This window comes from Piscirickettsia salmonis LF-89 = ATCC VR-1361 (genome assembly GCF_000297215.2).
In the GTDB taxonomy this organism is placed as follows: Bacteria; Pseudomonadota; Gammaproteobacteria; order Piscirickettsiales; family Piscirickettsiaceae; genus Piscirickettsia; species Piscirickettsia salmonis.
The window spans coordinates 19,773-22,785 of the sequence record NZ_AMFF02000046.1 but is presented as its reverse complement, the minus strand read 5'-3'; the positions used below and the strand labels follow the sequence as shown (position 1 = coordinate 22,785).

The 3,013-nt window shown below is 37.3% G+C and carries 2 protein-coding genes; both read left to right on the top strand.

The window, feature by feature from the left end:
- Positions 1–163: 163 nt before the first annotated feature.
- The gene (locus C200_RS04945) at positions 164–1,351 is read left to right on the top strand and encodes an MFS transporter (protein ID WP_016211931.1); all 1,188 of its coding nucleotides are present in this window, start codon (positions 164–166) and stop codon (positions 1,349–1,351) included.
- 195 nt (positions 1,352–1,546) lie between these two features.
- Entirely contained in the window at positions 1,547–2,836 is a 1,290-nt protein-coding gene (locus tag C200_RS04940) for an acetate and sugar kinases/Hsc70/actin family protein (protein ID WP_016211932.1), read from the top strand.
- Positions 2,837–3,013: the final 177 nt, after the last annotated feature.

Genomic DNA, 3,013 nt, shown 5'->3' with positions numbered 1-3,013 from the left:
CTCCATGGCTCGCAGCGTTGGCTGGTTTCACTAAAACCCTAAATGCCGCAGAAGGCTTGACGCTTCTCCATTCAACGCATACTATACCCCTATAAGGTATAAGGCATAATTCAAAGCAGTACTATTTAAGACAAGCAAAGACCAGGTTAACCAGCTAATTATTATGAAGTCTCTACCATCTATACTGGCCAATCCATTTTTTAGAAAACTTTTTTGTGCGCAAATTCTTGCTACTTTCGGCACCGGCTTATCCAGCATTGCTTTAGCGCAACTGGCTTATCATTTATCAGATAGGCATGCGGGTAAGATATTAGGCATTGCGTTGGTGTTAAAGATGGTCGCTTATATTTTCGGTGCACCACTTATGAGCTACCTTTCAGCAAAAATACCAAGCAAGTTATTTATGATCATAATGGATCTTATCCGTATGCTCTTACTTGTCAGTATGTTTTTTGTCCAAGCGACCTGGCAAATCTATCTATTAATTATCCTTATTAATTTATGCTCAGCAGGCTTCACCCCAACATTCCAAGCGCTAATTCCAACACTCTTTCAAAAAAAAGCCGACTATACCAAAGCACTATCGCTTTCCAGAATGGCCTATAACTTAGAATCGCTATTAAGCCCACTTCTTGCCGCACTATTACTTTTTTTTGTTTCTTTTAAACTACTCTTTGCTCTAAACGCACTCACCTTTTTAATATCTTCGCTATTAATTTATTCAACACCATTAAAGTCATCAAATAAGACAGTCCAGTCACGTGGATTTGGCTGCCTCTATGACTATTTAACAATTAAACCTTTGCTACAGGGCTTACTCTTTATTTTTATTGCCGCATTAGCAGGTGCCATGGTAATTATTAATACCGTTGTTTATATTCAAGGTACTTACCATTTAAGTGAAAGTATAACCGCGCTTACCATGGCGGTTTTCGGTATCGCCTCTTTAATCACGACAATTTCCATTCCAGCACTCTCTCAATACGCTTCCTCTAATAAGCTAATGAAGTGTGGTGCTCTTTTTTGTATTGGCGGCTTTGCCATTGGCATACTGACACCTAATTTAACAGGCATCTTTATTATTTGGTTTATTCTTGGCATCGGCACAAGCTTAATAGAAACACTTATTGGCCTCACTATTACAGAAAATATTACTCAAGAAAAACAAAACAACTACTTTACCGCTTACTTTTCTTTATCTCATGCATGCTGGCTGAGTGCTTATTTTATTACCGGCTGGATTGGCAATCAGATAGCCATGCAAAGCTTATTACTCTTGTTATTTTTAATCTCTGTACTCTTGTATTTATTGGCAACACAAATAAAATCGCCTACACTTGCCAAGCCTTAAATCATCATAAAAAAATGCAATAGGCTACAATCCACTTTTTCGAGTTAAGATCAATCCACTCACATACCCATCAATATTTTCTACCTTCTAAAACAAAAAAGTGCTATAAGTTTATTCATGCTCAAATTTAAGCATTAAATATAATTAAAAAAATTATTTTAAAGTTTAAATAAACTTAATTTATCAAGGTCCACAATGAAAAATAAAAAATTATATCTCATTATCACTTGCATTCTATCAACAAGTGCATTGTCTACCACGCAGGCATCAACACAATGCGCTTTAATCATTGACGCAGGTAGTTCAGGCTCACGAGCGCACCTTTATCAATATGACCTCAATAAGAGCCACTTTGGCAAAGTAGCCGAGTTTGGAAAAGCAGCTAAGCTCTCGCCAGGCTTATCGATAATCAGCGCAGATAAAGCACCTGATTACATCAGTGAATTATTAAAAAAAGTGAATATTCCTAACAGTTGTTATAGCGATGCCAGTAAAGTTCAATTTGGACTCTACGGCACCGCAGGAATGCGCTTGCTTTCTCAAGATGCTCAAAAAGCGATTTATCAGGCGATAAGAACAACACTACAGCAACAGCCAAACAGCAAGAAATTTAATATATTCCCACATGGCATACGCACAATTTCCGGCAGGTGGGAAGGCATTTTTGCTTGGATAGATAATAACTGGGATAATGCCAAATTTCGCTTAACTGCACACACAAATGGTATTTTAGAGATGGGCGGTGCTTCGACACAAATTACTTTCCACCCGACAACCAATGTGCATAATAATAATATCACCCGGATTAATCTAGGCCATAGGCCAATCTCTATTTACTCAGCCAGCTATCTTGGCTTAGGGCAAGATCAATTACGCAATCAATTTTTAAATCATACCACATGCTTTCCTAATGGTTATAAACTACCCAACGGCAAGCGCTCACAACTTGCTGATTACGCAACGTGTCAAAGAAGTATTAACCCATTAATTACTAAAGTACATCAAGTTCAACCTATCAATAACCTGATTGACTCAAATAAAACCTTCAATGCTTTATCAGGATTTAGCTATACTGCGCAATTTTTCAAGTTACAATCACTCAGTGCCGATTTACTTAAGCAAAAGGGCAAGCAGTTTTGTTCAACATCTTGGGATCAACTACAAAAAACTTACCCGAATAATCCATTTCTATATACATATTGCATCAATTCAGCTTATTTTAGCCGCCTGCTTTCACGTGGTTATCAATTCCCTAGCAACGCAACTATTATTCCAACCCACACTAACCGTGATGGCTCAAATATTTCTTGGACTAGAGGGGCATTAATTTATTTAGAAAACAATCCCAGCACTAAAAAACATCTATGTCCACACTATCCGGCCCAGGAAACACAATTAATCAAAGGTCAAAATGATACTCATATCAAAAAACAACTTTCTAATAATCAAAATCCATATATAAATCAGGCCGAGCACAAGTGTTAAAAATGCTAAAAAAAGGCTTATAACCTAACTATAAACGAAAGGGTCCTGTTAAAACTTATAGCGCTCGATCAACAGTTTCTGACATACTATCAGTAGGTTAAAAAATACAATAAGGAAAAACCGTAAGCGTCGCTACCTCGGTAGGTATTTTGCACATCCAATGATGGCAAATCGCCG

Bases quoted from the DNA above. Each gene is read 5' to 3' on its own strand.
- C200_RS04945 (WP_016211931.1), top strand. From the start codon at position 164: ATGAAGTCTCTACCATCTATACTGGCCAATCCATTTTTTAGAAAACTT.
- C200_RS04940 (WP_016211932.1), top strand. From the start codon at position 1,547: ATGAAAAATAAAAAATTATATCTCATTATCACTTGCATTCTATCAACA.